Origin of the sequence: Bacteroides sp. 519, assembly GCF_010500955.1 — a bacterium.
GTDB lineage: Bacteria > Bacteroidota > Bacteroidia > Bacteroidales > Bacteroidaceae > Bacteroides.
The window spans coordinates 1-393 of the sequence record NZ_QVMJ01000081.1; the positions used below are offsets into that span (position 1 = coordinate 1).

A 393-nucleotide genomic window follows, 5' to 3' on the forward strand; every position below is an offset into this window, starting at 1 on the left:
TAGTAGTTTTGCTGTAGCCGGAGAAGATAAAGTTTTCCATTTTGCCCGCGCATATAAAGAAGGTGATAGAATTATTGTGATTAGCGACGAAGTGAAGAAAGCCTATCAGTACATAAAAACCACACTAACAGATAGTCAGACCTTGACATTAAAGATTAAAAACTGGTACGACTTTACCGATTTAATTCGCAAACTACAATACTTGACAGTCAAAGGTAATGCGAAGCCAGAAGATACAATAATATATTATATCGATTATCCTGAAGTAGAAAAACAAGGCATAATAACTGTTAGCGCAAAAGCTGAAAACATGAACACTTCTGCGATTTACAAATTGGTAGGCCTATAGAAATAGACGATGTATCTCGCATAAAAGCAAGAATGCAGGAAATT

Annotated in this window: 1 protein-coding gene; it reads left to right on the top strand. The window is 35.4% G+C overall.

Translation table 11 applies throughout. The features are described 5' to 3' along the window. Positions 1-349, top strand: a 349-nt coding sequence (locus tag D0T85_RS22000; RefSeq protein ID WP_163215666.1) for a hypothetical protein, incomplete at its 5' end; no start/stop codon positions are given. Positions 350-393 lie beyond the last annotated feature (44 nt).